This is a genomic window from Leuconostoc sp. C5 (assembly GCF_056530425.1).
Map to the genome: position 1 here is coordinate 19317 of NZ_CP134352.1, position 16054 is coordinate 35370.

Annotated in this window: 21 protein-coding genes; 12 read left to right on the plus strand and 9 right to left on the minus strand. The window is 35.5% G+C overall.

What is annotated here, in order from left to right:
* Nucleotides 1-8: 8 nt before the first annotated feature.
* From RHP56_RS10315 to RHP56_RS10335, 5 genes are all read left to right on the plus strand, one after another.
* The gene (locus RHP56_RS10315; protein WP_004909683.1) at nt 9-245 is read left to right on the plus strand and encodes a heavy-metal-associated domain-containing protein; all 237 of its coding nucleotides are present in this window, start codon (nt 9-11) and stop codon (nt 243-245) included.
* A gap of 1 nt (nt 246) precedes the next feature.
* A complete protein-coding gene (locus RHP56_RS10320; RefSeq protein ID WP_010276748.1) occupies nt 247-798 on the plus strand; it encodes a Dps family protein in 552 nt (183 codons plus the stop codon).
* A 16-nt stretch (nt 799-814) separates the two neighbouring features.
* On the plus strand, nt 815-1507 hold the full coding sequence (locus RHP56_RS10325; protein WP_014333941.1) for a Crp/Fnr family transcriptional regulator: 693 nt from the start codon (nt 815-817) through the stop codon (nt 1505-1507).
* 95 nt (nt 1508-1602) lie between these two features.
* Nucleotides 1603-1866 (plus strand): transposase, encoded by a 264-nt coding sequence (locus RHP56_RS10330; RefSeq protein ID WP_235805514.1) that lies wholly within the window; start codon nt 1603-1605, stop codon nt 1864-1866.
* 386 nt (nt 1867-2252) lie between these two features.
* The gene (locus tag RHP56_RS10335; protein WP_004903726.1) at nt 2253-2738 is read left to right on the plus strand and encodes a VIT1/CCC1 transporter family protein; all 486 of its coding nucleotides are present in this window, start codon (nt 2253-2255) and stop codon (nt 2736-2738) included.
* An 810-nt stretch (nt 2739-3548) separates the two neighbouring features.
* Here RHP56_RS10335 and RHP56_RS10340 read toward each other — a convergent pair.
* From RHP56_RS10340 to RHP56_RS10360, 5 genes are all read right to left on the minus strand, one after another.
* A complete protein-coding gene (locus RHP56_RS10340) occupies nt 3549-4136 on the minus strand; it encodes a site-specific integrase (RefSeq protein ID WP_006844813.1) in 588 nt (195 codons plus the stop codon).
* A gap of 177 nt (nt 4137-4313) precedes the next feature.
* Entirely contained in the window at nt 4314-5069 is a 756-nt protein-coding gene (locus tag RHP56_RS10345; protein ID WP_010276774.1) for an ABC transporter permease, read from the minus strand.
* Nucleotides 5066-5716, minus strand: coding sequence for an ABC transporter ATP-binding protein (locus RHP56_RS10350; RefSeq protein WP_010383508.1), 651 nt, complete (start codon nt 5714-5716; stop codon nt 5066-5068). Before RHP56_RS10350 ends, RHP56_RS10345 begins: the two co-directional genes overlap by 4 nt.
* Entirely contained in the window at nt 5713-5952 is a 240-nt protein-coding gene (locus RHP56_RS10355) for a hypothetical protein (protein ID WP_014333943.1), read from the minus strand. The genes RHP56_RS10350 and RHP56_RS10355 overlap by 4 nt, the downstream gene beginning before the upstream one ends.
* Nucleotides 5953-6377: 425 nt before the next feature.
* Entirely contained in the window at nt 6378-6767 is a 390-nt protein-coding gene (locus RHP56_RS10360) for a winged helix-turn-helix transcriptional regulator (protein ID WP_014333944.1), read from the minus strand.
* A 126-nt stretch (nt 6768-6893) separates the two neighbouring features.
* On the opposite strand from RHP56_RS10360, the gene hxlA reads away from it, so the two are divergent.
* From hxlA to RHP56_RS10380, 4 genes are all read left to right on the plus strand, one after another.
* Complete coding sequence (gene hxlA, locus RHP56_RS10365; RefSeq protein WP_014333945.1) at nt 6894-7520, plus strand: 3-hexulose-6-phosphate synthase; 627 nt, start codon at nt 6894-6896, stop codon at nt 7518-7520.
* A gap of 13 nt (nt 7521-7533) precedes the next feature.
* A complete protein-coding gene (gene hxlB / locus RHP56_RS10370) occupies nt 7534-8064 on the plus strand; it encodes a 6-phospho-3-hexuloisomerase (RefSeq protein ID WP_010386643.1) in 531 nt (176 codons plus the stop codon).
* 626 nt (nt 8065-8690) lie between these two features.
* Nucleotides 8691-9263, plus strand: a complete 573-nt coding sequence (locus tag RHP56_RS10375) for a uracil-DNA glycosylase family protein (RefSeq protein WP_010386640.1) — start codon at nt 8691-8693, stop codon at nt 9261-9263.
* A 31-nt stretch (nt 9264-9294) separates the two neighbouring features.
* Complete coding sequence (locus RHP56_RS10380) at nt 9295-9828, plus strand: 5-formyltetrahydrofolate cyclo-ligase (RefSeq protein WP_102753803.1); 534 nt, start codon at nt 9295-9297, stop codon at nt 9826-9828.
* A gap of 201 nt (nt 9829-10029) precedes the next feature.
* Here the strand turns inward: RHP56_RS10380 and RHP56_RS10385 are convergent, their stop codons facing one another.
* The 4 genes from RHP56_RS10385 to RHP56_RS10400 form a co-directional block, all read right to left on the minus strand.
* Nucleotides 10030-10467 carry an IS3 family transposase gene (locus RHP56_RS10385; protein WP_014333947.1) on the minus strand — a complete coding sequence of 146 codons (438 nt, stop codon included), beginning with the start codon at nt 10465-10467 and terminating at the stop codon, nt 10030-10032.
* Nucleotides 10468-10508: 41 nt separating this feature from the next.
* On the minus strand, nt 10509-10835 hold the full coding sequence (locus RHP56_RS10390; protein WP_146017152.1) for a hypothetical protein: 327 nt from the start codon (nt 10833-10835) through the stop codon (nt 10509-10511).
* A gap of 45 nt (nt 10836-10880) precedes the next feature.
* On the minus strand, nt 10881-11135 hold the full coding sequence (locus tag RHP56_RS10395) for a transposase (RefSeq protein WP_013102142.1): 255 nt from the start codon (nt 11133-11135) through the stop codon (nt 10881-10883).
* A gap of 208 nt (nt 11136-11343) precedes the next feature.
* Nucleotides 11344-11907: a recombinase family protein gene (locus RHP56_RS10400; RefSeq protein WP_010277799.1), complete on the minus strand. Its 564-nt coding sequence runs from the start codon at nt 11905-11907 to the stop codon at nt 11344-11346.
* Between the two features lie 1129 nt (nt 11908-13036).
* Between RHP56_RS10400 and RHP56_RS10405 the strand changes: the two genes are divergently transcribed.
* The 3 genes from RHP56_RS10405 (at nt 13037) to RHP56_RS10415 (ending at nt 15489) form a co-directional block, all read left to right on the plus strand.
* Nucleotides 13037-13438: a fluoride efflux transporter FluC gene (locus tag RHP56_RS10405; RefSeq protein WP_014333922.1), complete on the plus strand. Its 402-nt coding sequence runs from the start codon at nt 13037-13039 to the stop codon at nt 13436-13438.
* The gene (locus RHP56_RS10410; protein WP_013102144.1) at nt 13435-13782 is read left to right on the plus strand and encodes a FluC/FEX family fluoride channel; all 348 of its coding nucleotides are present in this window, start codon (nt 13435-13437) and stop codon (nt 13780-13782) included. Before RHP56_RS10405 ends, RHP56_RS10410 begins: the two co-directional genes overlap by 4 nt.
* Before the next feature lie 174 nt (nt 13783-13956).
* Nucleotides 13957-15489, plus strand: a complete 1533-nt coding sequence (locus tag RHP56_RS10415; protein ID WP_014333923.1) for a ClC family H(+)/Cl(-) exchange transporter — start codon at nt 13957-13959, stop codon at nt 15487-15489.
* The last annotated feature ends 565 nt before the right edge of the window (nt 15490-16054 follow it).

Consider the following 16054-nt stretch of genomic DNA (forward strand, 5'->3'; position numbering starts at 1 on the left):
TGATAGATATGACTAAAGCAACATTAAAATTAGAAACATTAACTTGTCCATCATGTTTACAAAAAATCGAACGTGGTTTAAAACAAACTGCCGGTGTAAAAAAAGATTCTGTAAAAGTACTTTTCAATGCAAGTAAGGTAAAAGTGGATTTTGATGAAAATCAGGTCAATTTGAATACAATTGAAAAAGCAATTGAAGACTTAGGATACCCAGTAATTAGTTCAAAAGTAAAGGAAGGTGCATAAAATGACAACGATAAATGAAAGGCAAGAAAAATTAGCTGCCGAACAAGCATATAAAGAACACATTCATCATACTAAGATTAATTCTGCAGCTGTTACAGATCATATACTTGCTAATATTCATACATTACATGTAAAATTACATCAATATCATTGGTATGTAAAAGGCAAAAATTTCTATGCATTGCATAATGTTTTTGAAAATTTATATAACGAGAATGAGGCATGGTTTGATAAAATTGCAGAACGTTTACTAGCTTCAGGATTTAAGCCAGCATCAACAACTACTGAATTTCAAGAATTTACAACGATTTCTGAAGATTCTTCGGAAAAATATTACACTGCTGATGAGATGGTCCTACAGATAGTAGAAGATTTTAGATCTAATCGTGAATTTACTATTCGTGCAATTCGCTTAGCACAAGAAGAAGGAAATGATGCTTTGGAAGATTCACTAATTAGTTATAAAGCTTATTTAGACGTAAATATTTGGCAACTTCAAGCATTTATTAATAAGGATGCCTTAGAAGACGATGACTATATAGATAACGATTAATTAGGAGAAAAACGGTATGGCATACCATAATCATCATAGTCATGTAGATTGTATACGTTTAGTGCCGATTTTCAATCATCTCAATGATGAACAAATGCATCTAATTGCTCAATCAGCGAATGAAGTACAATACGTAAAGAATGAGCTATTATTTAGGTTTGGTGATAAAGATGACACATTATATATCATAAACAATGGACGTGTACGTATTTATAGCCTAAGTGAGTCTGGTCGTGAGCAAACCATACGTATCCTACATCCGGGTGATTTTATGGGGGAAGTTGCTGTTTTACAGACTGAAGGTTATCATTCGAATTATGCTGAAGCAATATCGGAAACAAGTATTTGTAGGATTCATAAAAAGGATTTAGATCAATATTTAGATCGCTATCCAGAAATCATGCGACGAATATTATCGGATATTACAAAACGGCTACAGTTATCAGAAAAACAAACTGTGCAAGTCAGTACTGAACCTGTTGAAGCTCGAATTATTGATTTTCTATCAGAAAATGTTGAAGATGAAAAAAACCATACTTATGTGACTTTACCCATGTCAAAAAAAGATTTGGCTACTTACCTGGGGACAACTCCAGAAACAATAAGCCGTAAGTTCTCATCATTGGAAGAGAGAGGTCTAATTAAACGGCACACCCAAAAATGTGTTGAGATATTTGATTTAGATGAATTATTATTTGTATCAAGTTAAGTCGATTTATACTTAAAAATAAGGATATCGTTTTAAATGATGAACATGGCGGTACACAGTTCATCGTCACTAACCTAAGTCCTCCACAAAAAGACATCGTCCGTGTTTACCGCAAGCGTGCGGCGATTGAAGATATTATTCGCGAGCTTAAAGGTGGATTTGCCTTTGGCAAAACTGATAGCAGTTCATTTTTCGCCAACAAAGCGCGCATGTGGATCTCAGTAATTGCATCAAACTTGATGCGGTTGATGAAGAGTATTGCGTTGGACGACCAACAACAATCGTGGACAATCAATACCTTTCGAGACCGTTTGTTAAAAATCGGTGGACGTGTGTCACTAAGCACGCCCGCAAGGTGATTTTGACGTTAGATAGCCGCATCCAAGAACAATTCGATGGTCTGTTCTGGCGAGCTTGGGAACGACTAAATGCTTTGTGGCAATAAAACAACGAAGTAGATTTTCAAAAAAATAGCAAAATCTGGCTGGTTTTAGTGTTCCTATTTTTCTCAAAAAACGCTCAATCGAAAAAACACCCTGAAACTGTGCCAAGGTACTGGCAGTTTCAAGGTGTTTTATCGTATTTTACTGATTTAGCTGTGGTTAAAAATTTAGTGCATGAATAATCCGGGTTTTATTTGTTTCGTTTTTGAAACATTTTTAATCCGATGTGAAATTACCGATAATTGGTCACTTTTTTCTTATATATTGGTTTTATCACCACTGAGAGAAACTGGAGAAAATAAATGAAAAAACACGTTTCAGCCATCGTCTACGGTGGCTTAGATGGCATTATCACGACGTTCGCAGTCGTTGCTGGATCGGTCGGTGGTAACGTTTCAAACATCGTTATCATCATTTTGGGATTCTCAAACTTATTAGCCGATGGCTTTTCAATGGGGGCCGGCGCCTACCTGTCAGCAACATCGGATAACAATCAATCAAAAAGTAAAGCATTGGCAGCTGGTATCGCGACATTCATTTCGTTTAACGTCTTCGGTTTAATTCCACTAGGTGCCTACTTAATTACAAATGCGCTCATTCACGACAAAGCCATCGCCTTTCCAATCGCCTTTGTCATCGTCGGTGTCTCTTTGGCGTTGCTAGGCTGGGTGAAGGCCAACCTGTCAGAGCAGAAAGTAAGAACAGAAATTCTACGCACACTTTCTGTCGGGTACGTCGCTGCAATTGTTGCTTATGGCGTTGGTATCTTACTGAATTATTATTTGTAGACAAAAAAACACCTTGAATATTCAAGACGTTTTTCTTTTTAGATATTTAGTTATATGGTAATCAGTTATAGATTATTTAAGTCAAACAATCCTCGATGCTTAGCTTCTTCTTTAGCTGCGTTCATTAAATCAGCAGAGTATAGCGCATCAGGGTGCTTGCCTGTCGATTCGTTAGAAATAATCCGGGTAAAATTTTAAATCATATTTTTAGAACACCTTTAATTGAGTCGACCTGTAATAGCTAACCATGTATACAAAGAAACGATATGTTATATTACGTCATCGAAAATGGTGTCCTTAGGGAGTTACTTTTAGTGGTTACCAACACGCCTGCTGACAAAAAACACTTTTTTGTAAAGAAAACCCCAAACAGGTGAGTAAATCTGTTCGGGGATATCTAGAAAGACGCTCTATGGTCGAGAAAAGTGAGATGGTGTAGAACTTAATACCCGGATTATTCATCAAGACAAACAAAAACCCGCTGAAACAGCAAGTTAATACCGTTTCAGCGGGTTTTGCGCTTTCACCCGTTGGGTGAAAACCATAGGAGCTCTTTGTTATGATATTTTGTTAGTGAAAAACAAACCAAATACTCAAAAATTGGAGCGTCTAAAATTATGACTCAAAAAGTATTACCTAGCAACCCTTTAGTTGCAGTTTCAGACAATGGGGCACCAATTACCTCGGATGGTGGCAACGTGTAATGATGTTGTCTAATTGTGCCTTAGTAATCCTAGTCATTAAAAATACCTCCATAGTGGCGTCAAAATGAACAAATACGTGCTAATTTAGGGAGATTAGTTGGCGTTATTACCCAAAATCAATTTGATCTAACATTGTTTCGCGACTTGCTTGATCTAACCCCAGATAAGTAAGCGTCATAGCCTCACTCGAATGATTCAATAAGTGCATGACTAAACCAATATTGTAGTTTGATTGCGTATAAACGCGATAGGCGCCTGTTTTACGCATGGTATGTGTGCCCAGATAGTTGATGCCTAAGAGATCACCAACGCGTGCCATCACCTTATAAAACTGCTTCTCAGTAATATGACGGTCTGGATGGGCCGTTGAGGGAAATAACCAGTCTGAATTGATATTCTGTTGGACTAGCCAATCATGATATTGCAACAAGTCTTGTTGCACGGGCTTTAAATATAGTGTATTTGCTTTACCGGTCTTTTTATCATGAATAAAGGCCGTGTGTTTAACAGAGCCATCTGGATTATAGACATCGGATTTCTTTAACGTCATCACATCACTCACCCGCAGCAGGGTGGCTTTGCCAACTTGAAAGATGGTGTAGTTACGGCGACCTGCCCGAAAACTATCTAGTAAGGTGTCTTGCACCATTTTTAAGACGTTAGAGTCTTTGATTGGGAGTACGATTTGTTGCATATCTATTTAACCTCAATAATAGAACAGTCCTTGCCTATAATTGGTTCACTTTTGTCAATGAATGACCAATTATTTTTATCGTAGTGGTAGATTGTAAAATTAATCCGAACGCTGTTCGGACAAAAAAGATCAGTTTCCATCATAAAGGACTCCCCGCGGGACTGCAATCAGGAGTCATTACTTCAACTGTTTTTGTTCATTATAGAAATTACGGTAAGCTAAATAGCACGCAATGATTGACCCCAAACTAGTCGCTGATAAGAGCATGAACGTGACCATAATTTGATACCTAATGGCCCGTACTGGATCGACCCCTGCAAAGATCAAACCGGACATCATCCCTGGCAGACTGACTAGACCCACAGTCTTTGCCGAATCAATGGTTGGTGACATCCCCGTACGAATCGCCTCACGCACGATGGCAATCGAAGCATCAAGTAGACCAGCCCCTAACGCCAACCGTTCAAGCACACCTTGCCGCTGGTCATGAAACTGACTATTGAGGCTGCGATAAGCCAGCCCAATTGCGACCATTGAATTCGACGCAATCATACCAGAAATGGGAATCATTTGCGATGGCACAAACTTAATCGCACCAGATAGCACGAGGACGCCGAGTGTTACCCCCGTACTAACAAAAATGGCTAATAACGAAATGGCTAATGCATGGTCAATCCCCGGCCCCCGTTTTTTCGCATTCCAAGCCGCATTGAAGATAATGAAGCCTATCATCGCCAGCGTTAGCCACAAATTGTTGACTCGGAAAATATACTTTAGCAAGTAACCCACGATAAATAGTTGTACAACAGCCCGCACGACACCAATGACGATGTCCCTATCCAAGCCAAGTTTCTGCCACAAACTAATTCCTAACGCGACGAGCACTAACATTGCCGCCAAAAATAGCGACGTATTATTAACTGCTAAATTCATGCGTGTACCTCCAATCTGCCAGCAACCACTTTCGCTAATTGATCTGCCGCAGCAATCTCTGTCGCGTCATGAGTAATCATGATCGTTGTCACGTGATCCTGCTCATTTAACTGTCGTAACCAGGCGTGCACGATTTGCTTATTATTTTCATCCAAACCAGCTGTCACCTCATCTAATAACAACACTTTTGGTAAGAATAAGATGTTGCGAATCAGCGCGACCCGCTGCCGTTCACCACCGGAAAGCTCGATAATCGGCTGATGCAGGGTTCGTTCGGACAGCCCAACATTATTTAACGCCGTTACCACTCGTTGCGTATCCATGACTTGCTTACGAATTTGGTACGGGAAAGCTAAGTTATCTGCCACCGTCTCACCAAATAACGTCGGTTGTTGGAAACAATATGAGACTTGCCGCCGATACATGATTGGATCATAACTTTCAATCGGCTGCCCATCAAAAATCAAGGTCCCACTTGTTTTAGAAATCATGGCCGCAATGATCCGTAATAACGTACTTTTCCCACCACCGGATGGTCCCGTCAATGTAATATGAGCCCCAGCTGGAATCTGCCAATCAACATCATGTAAAATATGTTGATCAGCGATTTGATAATTAACTTTTTCTAAACTAATCAATGAATTCATATGCCCACCCCCGATCGCACAATGATCGGCGCCGACAACAGCCGGATGAAAAAGTGCTCAGAAGTCAATAAATCGGACTTATCTGTTTGATGTATTAATACACGAACCTGTGTAGCCATTGGCAAAGACATATGAATCATACCTGAGTCAAAGTGTTCCGTATAACTACGGAGGAGTTCTAATTGAACTTTTAATTTATCATTATTTTCCTTGATCGATCGTTTTTGTCTAGACATACGTTTTCTCCTATCTAGGGAGTATTATATCATTTTATAAAAAAACAACCCCCGTTATCTAAATATTAAGATAATGGGGGCTGTTTTAATAGTCTTTCCTAGGGGTCATTATATAAATAGACCCCATATTACTCTTGGATTTCAAATTCTGGTAATTCATCAATTAATTCAAGGGTTCGCATACTTACTGTAATAACAGATTGCTCATAAGTCAATAACTTGGAATATTTTTTAGTATAAGATCAGTAACTTCGTGTATTAACTTTTCATACTCTGATAAAAATCATATAATGCGATTAAAACAACCCAAAGACTCTGTCCGCCTATTTTTCCTGATGTCTTGTTTAAAAATCTCCTGAGATGTTCCAAGAGTGAGTTGAAAAGATTCGATGAAACTAACTCGTTCTAAAATTACTTCTTAAAATTTATAGATCATTATTGAATTTTTTAACCAAACTAACTTGTTTAAGTCTATTTTCTCCCCAGTCGTTTAAAGCAATTACAATTGGAATCAATGTTTGCCCTATATCGGTTAGTTGATATTCAGTGTGATGTACTTTACCAGATAAGTATTCTCGTTTAGACACAATTTGGTCACCAATTAGCTCATTTAACTGATTTGATAAAACTTTTTTACTGATACCCTTCAAACGCTTCATAAAATATGAAAAACCTTGTGGCCCATCATTTATTAAAATCCATAATATTAATAATTTATGTTTACCACTGAACATCGATACTGTAAATTCTTTAGTACAATCAAAATCCCCATTGTTAAGTTTTTTAATAACAGCATTTCGAAAATGATCTGACATAATCCGACTCCCTTTGTTAGTATTTAAGTCAAACAGGTTACTTTAAAGTGCCCTCTATTAAATTTTACCAGTAAGTTCGATAATATATATATATTTATCTTAGTAAACGAAAGGTGTTAATGTGTTATGAAATTACAGTTAGCAATTGATTTAGAAGATGTCCAAGGAGCCATTGAATTAATTCAAAAGACAAAAGACAGTATTGATATTTTTGAATATGGAACGCCTTTAGTAATTAATTTTGGGCTTGAAGGACTTAAAAAAATCCGTAAAGAATTCCCAGATATTACGTTACTTGCTGATTTGAAAATCATGGACGTTGCTTCATATGAAGTAAATCAAGCATTTGATTATGGTGCCGATATTACAACAATTTTAGGGGTCGCCGAGAATCAATCAATTAAGGATGCCGTAAAAGCAGCTCATGAAGCTGGTAAAGAGTTATTAGTTGATATGATTGGAGTTCAAGATATTGAAACCCGCTCTCGTGAAATTGATTCCTTCGGTGCAGATTACATCGGTACTCATACGGGATATGATCTACAAGCATTGGGTCAAGATCCTTTTGAAACTTTTAATATCATTAAGAAAAACGTTTCAAATACCAAAACCGCGATTGCCGGAGGAATTAAACTAACGGCAGCTGAAGAAATCAAGTCGGCTAATCCAGATATATTAATTATTGGTGGAGCAATTTCTACTGTAGATGATCCAGCGGCAGCGGCGGCAGAATTCAAAAAGATTCTAAGCTAAAGAGGAGACTATTATGAATTGGGAAAATATACTAAATGAACTAAATAATAATTCAGATAATACGATTCCCAATGAGCTCTTAGTCATTATAAATGAATCTAATAGGCTTTTTTTAGCAGGATCTGGACGTTCAGGTTTAGCATTAAAGGCCTTTGCCATGCGCCTCGCACAAATAGGAAAGGATGTCTTTTTTGTAGGAGAGACGACTACACCTGCTATTACCGATAAAGACTTACTAATTATTGCATCTTCATCTGGAGAAACTAGTCAATTAATTAGATATGCTGATATTTCTAAAAATATCGGAGCTAAAATTTGGCTATGGAGCACCAATAATAATAATACAATCTTTAGTAAGTCTGACTACGTTACGCTACTTGCCGGTAAAAGTAAATTTACTAAAAGTAGTATCACAAAACAACCGATGGGAAGTCTATTCGAACAATCAGTTTGGCTATATGGCGATTTGTTTGTAATCAATTATATGAATAAATTTAGTATCGGAGAATCAGACTTACAGAAGAGACATGCTAATCTTGAATGATTTTATCTTAAAATTATAAAAGCGATATATTAAGAAAGTTATTTTTCGTAGTGGAACTGGTTCTAGTTCAGACTGATAACATAAAAATAAATAAGCATAAACTAAAAACAGCATCTTATTTTGATAATTCTAGAAGATGCTGTTTTTATTGACTTATGAACAATATATAGTAGATTTGGTATTTCTTTAGTAACAAAATGTGATTATGTCGTTAAGTTATGACGCGTTCTAACACCTGCTCGTATACTGAAAATCCGGACTGCTTTATTTCTAGGGCATAATCCGAGATAATCAAGTATAGGAGTTTTTTATTATGAAAGCTAAGCGATACTCAACTGAATTTAAATCACCAATTGTTGCCTTGCACAATGAGGGCCATTCTGCTAATTCCCTAGCCAATGAATGTCATTTGGCTGTAAAACCGTCACGGGTTGGGTCAAAAAGGCTCAGATCGTTATGACTGACGTGAGTGGTAAGCCAGTGACTCGTGCCGAATTTAATGCGATGCAGAAAGAAGTTGCACGACTCTTGGTAGACTTTTATAGTTTAGTTGTGAACTAATAAATCAATATAAGTTTGATAAAGTAGCTTATAATAATTATTATACATTGGTTAGGAGGGGGAATATGAGTATTATTGATGATATAGCAGCAGATCAAATGAATATGGAGTTTACTAAAAAAGGATTAAGGCCAATATTTCACGTATCGAAAAAAGCAAAATTAGTCATTATTGGTCAAGCACCGGGATTACGAGTTCAAAACTCGGGTATAATGTGGGATGATGCATCGGGAGATCGATTAAGAGAGTGGATCGGGGTTGGTAAAGATACCTTTTATAATTCAGGAAAAATTGGCGTAATTCCCATGGACTTTTACTATCCAGGAAAAGGAAAATGGGGTGACTTACCGCCCAGACGAGGAGTAGCTAACAAATGGCACCCAAAATTATTGGAGCTTATGCCCGATGTTCAGTTAATTATATTGGTGGGATCATATGCTCAGAAATATTATCTGAATCTTGGTTATCAAAGCAAGATAACCGATGTAATAAAGAACTACAAAAATTACTTGCCTCTTTATTTTCCGATAGTTCATCCTTCACCAAGAAATAATATATGGATTAAAAAAAATCCGTGGTTTGAACAAGAGGTTGTGCCAGAATTAAAAGAGATAATTAGTAAGATTTTATCGGACTAGTTTGAAGATAATTTGGAGGAGGTTTGTAGCAGTGCTTAGTAAAAAAGAAATAAGAAAAATGACCTTGGATAAACTAAAATTATATGATTACCATAGCAAGATTACTGAAGAAGAGCGATTACAGGCAATTCTGTTTTCTAAGGCATATTGGAATAACTCTAATTCAGTGGCTGTAACTATAAGTATGGAACACGAATTGAGTACTGATGTCATTATTCAGGAGGCGTTGAGAAGCCATAAGAAAGTAGTAGTACCTAGGGTGAGTAGTGGAAAATTATTATGGTTTGACTATATAGAAAGTTTAATGAGTAAATCAAAATTCGGAATTCTAGAACCAACACAAGATGAAAATCAAGCACAAAATTTGAAGGGAATAGATCTAATGGTGGTTCCCGGTGTAGCCTTTAGCGAAGATAATTATCGGATAGGTTACGGTGCAGGTTTCTTTGACGCAACGTTGGCAGAGTATAATGGTATAACGGTTTCGCTAGTGTTGCCTCCTCAATCAATCCATAAATTTTCAAAGGATACGTGGGATAGACAGGTGAGGTATCTTATAAAATAGGATTTATGCTAAATAAACTTATAATGAATATGTTAGTTTTTCATTATGAGTTTATTTTTTTAATTACTTTATGTTAAACAATCTCATTTAGGTAATTATGATTATTCTAAAATTCTGTGTTAGCTCCTCTCAAATAGATATTTCTAGTAGCCCAGTCTATTGCTTAGAAGTCAATAAATTGGACCATTTTTATTCAGTTAATTAGGCGACATTTGAGATACGATTGCGATTATAAAAATTGATATACCAACCAATGGCTGCTTGGACCTCAGTTAATGTTTGGTATGCCTTCAAATAAACTTCTTCACGCTTCAATATTGAATGAAACGCTTCCATAAAGTCATTATCGTATGGATGTCCTTTGAGTGAATATGAATGTTTCAAGCCATAATTTTGACCCTTGGTATTAAATTCAACACTCGTGTATTGTGACCCCATATCCGAATGAACTATTAGTGGCTTTTGATGATTATCTAACGCCATCTGTAAGGCACTTGTAGCTAGTTCGGCTGTCCTTGTATTGCCAATTTTATAGCCTAATACTTTTCTCTTCTCAGGATCCAAAACGGTTGCTAAATAGGCCCATCTGTGATTAGTCAACTGAATATAAGTGATATCTGTTTGCCAAACACCGCTCAAATCATGCTAGTGCCTAATCAGATTAGTTTTTTGAGAAACCGTTACAACGGTTTTGTGTTTGCGATAACGTTTTGCATGCTTGATCTAATCCTTAATTCAAGCATCAATTTGAGTGTCATATACTCAGATATTTTCGGGCAGTCATTGGTTAGTTGACTATAAGTAGCAATACGACGATAGCCATAAAATTTAAAGGTTTTCCAAACGTCCAAAATATAAGGTTTTAGGCATTCTCTACGCTTTTCTTGTCGACTGAACTGCCAATGGTGCCAGTTGTAATAGGTACTAGGTCTGATTTTAAGTGGACTTAAAATACGCACAAGCGCGTAGCCTTGTGCTAAAAATTGATTAACTAGCGGCAATCCCACATTACGAACTATTTTTTGGCTAGTAAGATGGCCGCTCAATGCTTGTCAGGCTATGCGTGATAAAATTTCGTTTTCTTCCTCCAAAATAGTGAGGCGCTTCTCTAGTTGCTTGACGTATTTTAAAGTCTTTGACTGACCCTTGATCAAGATTGGAGTAGCTTGTTTAACCCAAATATCCATAGGATCGTTCGACGGTCCGAATCCTTCTGCTAGTGATTTAAGTGAACGGCCTTCTTGGTGAAGTTTAACCAAGAAACCTTTGACATCTTGTGAATAACGGACTGAATAAAGATAGTCCATTTTTTAGTATATTAGCATCGGATTATGCCCTAGAAATAAAGCAGTCCTGATTTTCAGTATACGAGCATTGTAAATCTAGGTAAAATTGGTTGATTATAATAAAGTGTGAGTCTGGTATAAGCGTTTGTCCATGTTACTGAACTGATATCATATATGCATATCAATTGGAAGACGTATATTTTTGTCATCTGCCATTAATTTAATATAATTAATCTTGAATAAACAATTTTTTAATGTATTGTACTGTTCTAACAGAAATATTGAAAGCTTCTGCTGTAGATTTTATTGTGTGTGTTTGAGAATACTCAAAGATAGCTGTGTTTCGGCTATCTTTTTTTCTTTTGGGTCTACCTTCTTTATAGTTGGGATTGTGTTGCCTTGCAAATATCTTACCAGCCTGCGTACGTTCGATAATCATGTCGCGTTCCATTTCCGCAACCGAAAGTAAAGTTCTTACAATCATGCGACCCATTGGGGTATTGTCAATTGTTCCTAAGTTTAGAACTTTAATCACAATTTTTTGTTTCAGAAGATCATCAATTAAATTTAATGCTTCACGTGTATTTCGAGCAAAGCGATCTAACTTGGTGACGATCAATGTGTCATTAGGTTCAATTAGATTGACAAGTTTTTTAAACTGTGGTCGTGATGTAGTTGTACCTGAATATTTTTCACTGAAAATCATTTCAGCCCCGGCATTTTTCAAAGTCTCTTTTTGTTCATATAAAGATTGTCCAGCTGTTGAAACCCGTGCATAACCATAAACTGTCATTTTATACCTCTTTAAAATTGCATAACTAAGTTGCAGTATATAAAGCCAAGTATAGCATGACTTTGAAAAAGTGCAAACTACTCAAAAGTTTATTGCACTAATAACTGTAAAGCTGTCATATTTTTTTGTGAAGATTAGGTTATGATATAATTTTATTTGCAAGCAAGTTAAGGACTGGTGGAATCTGATAGTTGGGGGTGACGCTTATTGTTGAAACTCAAGGCTACCTGAAAGGATAACACCAAATGGTCTGTTAGACCGCGGTAATTGTGTTGATCACATTTCTGGTTGTTTTAGCTACGAAAGTAGTCGAACTACTAAAAGAAATTAACAAGTCTAAAAAATAGGTAAACAAAAACCCCTTAACTTTGGCCGGTTCTAGGGGTTTTCGTGAAATGACTATTTTAGTTTATTAACAAAATAACAACTACCAACGCTGAAGCACGCTTGTGACTTAAAAGGTCATGTACCTAACATGGGTCTTTTTGTTTATATTTATATTATACCACTTTCACTGTTTTTGCCAATTATTTCTATTTCATAGATCATTTTGCTTGTTTTTATTTAGCATTTTTAAACTAATTTTCAGGTGTGTTGTTTAATAATCCATTAATACTAAATGGGGTTAGTAATGAAATGGTCGTACTAAGCGATACTTCATCGGGTGTATGGCGTTCTTGATATATTAAGTATACGAAATTCGGAATCTTATTTGATATTGTTGACTCAACGTATATACGTTGCTTAAGGGCGGTATTGTCATCAGAAAGCGTTATATTTGCAATTTTTGGTGCTAAGTTATTTTCAATGTTATCTATTTTGTAGCCATTTTCCGCAAGAATCATTTTTTTAAAAAAACGAATTCCTTACTTGCAATGCAGTCTTTGTTTGATAGGTTTGAATAACATTTTGTGTTTTCAAATTGTACTGAACTGATCATAATTATCTCTTTTCTATTTTCATGTAGTATCCCAATTTAGGTTGGTATAACGTGCATTTTAGATACATGATGATATCAGTAAATTATTTTCCACATCTGTAATTTTTACTTTTGAAGAGACACTATAAAATATAAATATTTGATTTTTATACTTTTTAAAGTGTTAACAAGTATTGTTTAGGAGAAAACATGAAATATTTAAAAGATAGTACCCTGCTGACTAGTTGTCTTGTAGTATTTTTTGGTGGGTCATTAGGTAGCTTGTTCAGGCTACTAATTACCGAAATTCCACATATTGGGAGTAGTCCTTGGGCTATAGTAGTCATCAATGTTTTAGGATCATTCTTCCTTGCTTATATCGGAGCAGTCATTCCTGACAGCTATGACTATTCTTTAATTTTAAAAAATTTTATAGGGACGGGTATCATGGGTGGCTTTACAACATTCAGCACATTTATACTTCAAATTAATCAATTAGGTAGAGAAAATTTTTTAATTAGTATTATTTATACATTAATTAGTTTTATACTGGCTTACATTGCAGTTGTTTTTGGGAAAAATGTAGGAAAAAATCGGAGATTAAATCAGTGAATTTTTTTAACTTTTATTTGTATTTCTGTTTAGCTGCTGGGCTAGGTGCTGTTATTCGATATCTAGTTATAAGTTTTATGCCAAGGATTACAAATTTTTTCACAGGTGTTTTTTATGTTAATATTATTGGTGCTTTTTTGATGGGTGTATTATCAGTTAATATGAACAGCAACGTCTGGCATATTATTATTGGAACGGGTTTTATTGGCGGCCTGACGACATTCAGCACCATGATGACACAGGGAGAGCAGTTTAATAGTTTTAAACGGAGTATGGTATATTTTGCATTGACATTAGTCTTAGGAATTTTTTTATTTATTGTAGCTATACACATACACGTTTAACGAAATACTTTGAATGTGAAACACGCAGTTTTAAATGTCTTTGATGTTTTGTTAATACATACACAAAACGAATTCGCTTGATTCTGTTTTAATCAAAGAATGAGAATATATAAAGAAAATCGTTAAATTTTTCTGTATTTGGAATCAACCCCCTTTTTGTTGTAAACTGATTTTATGTTTAAAAAAAGAATTAGACTCAATACATCAAAGCTGTCAGTAGTATTATATGGCACACTTATAGGTTTTTTAACAGGAATAGTTGTTAGTGTCTTCCGCTGGACAATTGAAAAATTGCTTCAATTTGTGCAAACGCTGTATCTCGATATTTCACATGGCAATATAGCGTTAATATTTTTAGTGATAACTGCTAATTTAATTTGTTTTTTAATTGTTTCATGGATGTTAAACAAAGAACCTAATATATCCGGTTCCGGCATTCCACAGGTTGAAGGTCTATTATTGGGTGAACTAAAAATAAACTGGTGGTCGACATTGTGGCGGAAATTTATATCAGGAATTTTGGCTATTGGTAGTGGTTTAATGCTGGGGCGGGAAGGTCCTTCAATTCAACTGGGTGCATCAATTGGTCAGGGTGTGGCATCATATAAACGTCTTAGTCATAATCAATCGAAAGGGCTTATAGCCAGTGGTGCCGCTGCAGGTTTATCATCTGCATTTAATGCACCTTTAGCCGGCGTTATGTTTGTATTGGAGGAAGTCTATCACAGTATTTCTCCCTTTGTCTGGGTTGGTGCATTGACAGGCGCAAGCGTTTCGGATTTTGTCTCTACGGTTTTGTTTGGCCAAACACCAGTTTTATCTATTGGACACTTAAGCGTTTTCCCGGTACAGTTATATGGTTTATTGTTGGTATTTGGTATTATATTAGGCTTATTTGGCTTTTTATATCAAAAATTTTTACTATTCAGCTTAAATTGTTACAGTAAAATTAGGGTTCCTAAATATTTATACGGTATCGTGCCGTTTATCTTGGTGATACCGATTGGAATTTTATGGCCAAATCTTTTAGGTGGGGGAAATAATTTAATTTTATCACTGAAAGAAGCACCTATGACAATGAAAATGATCATCGTAATTTTGTTAGTTCGATTTGTTTTCTCAATGATTAGTTACGGTTCCGGTCTGCCAGGGGGAATATTTTTACCTATTTTGACTCTAGGTGCACTAAGTGGCGCATTGATGGCTCATATATTTGTCTATTTACATCTCATGAGTGCAAATTATGCTTTAAACTTTATTGTGATCGGTATGGCAGGTTATTTCGCATGTATTGGTAAAGCACCATTTACTGCAATTATTCTTATCTTTGAGATGGTTGGGAGTGTGACCCACATTTTACCTTTAGCACTTGTAAGTTTAGTAGCCTACTTAGTAGTTGATCTATTAAATGGTGCACCAATATATGAATCTTTATTAGAACGTTTGTTGAAAAGAAAACCAGCGCATCTAGCGATGTCCTCCATGATAACTATGGAAGTCACTGTTCTTGCTGGTGGTATGCTAGAAGATCAACAAATAAGAGACTTACAACTGGAATCAAATAGTTTGATTACACTGGTCAGAAGATCTGAAAATGTACTGATTCCCAAAGGAGACTTAGTATTACGTGCTGGTGATATTATTTATATTAGAATGAACCAAAAAGATGCAAAAATTACTAGAAATCAACTATCACTTAACAACTAAATAAATTTCAAAAACACGATTTTAGAGTTTTTGCGTCGAAAAGATAAATTCGTTATCAATTAAATTACAATTACAGAAATAATTACCAGGAGATTCTTTTTTACAAATAATTGGAACCAGCTTTAGTTTCAAATTCAATTGAGATAACATCGCTTTATCGTAATTTAGAGTGTTTTGATTGAGTGAGCACATCGTAATAGTGAAATTATATTCAACATAATTGTATCAAAATAAAAATTTGCCTAAGAAGAGGTGGAGTATGATGATATAAAAATTAGTTTTGTACTAACCATCAGCTTTTTTTGGTGTAAGTTCTTTGTTTAAACAATTTCTATATATTCCTTTTTTGCTAATAAAAAATCATATTTTTTTAATTAGAGACAGAAAATGTCTTTTTAAAAATTATATCGTAGGATCAGGACATAATATATAGCGAAATTTGATTTGAATAATAAAACTATGGTATATTTAACTTAATTTAATTTAAACGGTTGGGCGCAAGCTTCAAGAATTGTTAGTCGGGGAACTAGCATTTTTTGGAGCTTTTTAAATATTAGGAGAAATA

Excerpts from the sequence above, each read along its gene's own strand:
- RHP56_RS10360 (WP_014333944.1), bottom strand. The coding sequence starts at position 6,767 with ATGTCAGATCATTTTCGAAATGCTGTTATTAAAAAACTTAACAATGGG.
- RHP56_RS10325 (WP_014333941.1), top strand. The coding sequence starts at position 815 with ATGGCATACCATAATCATCATAGTCATGTAGATTGTATACGTTTAGTG.
- RHP56_RS10340 (WP_006844813.1), bottom strand. The coding sequence starts at position 4,136 with ATGCAACAAATCGTACTCCCAATCAAAGACTCTAACGTCTTAAAAATG.
- RHP56_RS10355 (WP_014333943.1), bottom strand. The coding sequence starts at position 5,952 with ATGTCTAGACAAAAACGATCGATCAAGGAAAATAATGATAAATTAAAA.
- RHP56_RS10320 (WP_010276748.1), top strand. The coding sequence starts at position 247 with ATGACAACGATAAATGAAAGGCAAGAAAAATTAGCTGCCGAACAAGCA.
- RHP56_RS10405 (WP_014333922.1), top strand. The coding sequence starts at position 13,037 with ATGAAATATTTAAAAGATAGTACCCTGCTGACTAGTTGTCTTGTAGTA.
- RHP56_RS10315 (WP_004909683.1), top strand. The coding sequence starts at position 9 with ATGACTAAAGCAACATTAAAATTAGAAACATTAACTTGTCCATCATGT.
- hxlA (WP_014333945.1), top strand. The coding sequence starts at position 6,894 with ATGAAATTACAGTTAGCAATTGATTTAGAAGATGTCCAAGGAGCCATT.
- RHP56_RS10400 (WP_010277799.1), bottom strand. The coding sequence starts at position 11,907 with ATGACAGTTTATGGTTATGCACGGGTTTCAACAGCTGGACAATCTTTA.
- hxlB (WP_010386643.1), top strand. The coding sequence starts at position 7,534 with ATGAATTGGGAAAATATACTAAATGAACTAAATAATAATTCAGATAAT.
- RHP56_RS10375 (WP_010386640.1), top strand. The coding sequence starts at position 8,691 with ATGAGTATTATTGATGATATAGCAGCAGATCAAATGAATATGGAGTTT.
- RHP56_RS10335 (WP_004903726.1), top strand. The coding sequence starts at position 2,253 with ATGAAAAAACACGTTTCAGCCATCGTCTACGGTGGCTTAGATGGCATT.
- RHP56_RS10350 (WP_010383508.1), bottom strand. The coding sequence starts at position 5,716 with ATGAATTCATTGATTAGTTTAGAAAAAGTTAATTATCAAATCGCTGAT.
- RHP56_RS10395 (WP_013102142.1), bottom strand. The coding sequence starts at position 11,135 with ATGGACTATCTTTATTCAGTCCGTTATTCACAAGATGTCAAAGGTTTC.
- RHP56_RS10415 (WP_014333923.1), top strand. The coding sequence starts at position 13,957 with ATGTTTAAAAAAAGAATTAGACTCAATACATCAAAGCTGTCAGTAGTA.
- RHP56_RS10345 (WP_010276774.1), bottom strand. The coding sequence starts at position 5,069 with ATGAATTTAGCAGTTAATAATACGTCGCTATTTTTGGCGGCAATGTTA.